This window comes from Psychroflexus sp. MES1-P1E (genome assembly GCF_002836055.1).
Classification (GTDB): Bacteria; Bacteroidota; Bacteroidia; order Flavobacteriales; family Flavobacteriaceae; genus Psychroflexus.
On record NZ_PJBS01000055.1, the window covers coordinates 1 to 305 of the forward strand.

General features: G+C 34.8%; 1 pseudogene. It reads right to left on the reverse strand.

The features are described 5' to 3' along the window. Positions 1-136: pseudogene (locus CXF67_RS19275) on the reverse strand (IS110 family transposase); the annotation flags it as partial. Between the last annotated feature and the right edge of the window lie 169 nt (positions 137-305).

Consider the following 305-nt stretch of genomic DNA (forward strand, 5'->3'; position numbering starts at 1 on the left):
TCATATCCAAGAGCTTTACAAACTTTTTAGAGCCAGAAAGATTGTTTTTAAACTGATAGTAATTGCCATCAGAATCCGTGACATCGAATACCAAGTGGCTAATGTCAATTCCAAAATATTTAATAGCTTTATTCATAGAAAAATGATTTTTTGAAAGGACTATCTACGCGAGTTTCAACGACACTACGACAAGCTCAGTGCAACGCTTAAAATCGAGGTCTAAAAGCCTCATAGAACTGTACGAAATCTGTGTAGAAAAGAGAGGGGATTTAGCATTTATGGAACAATTAGCTCCAAAATATACA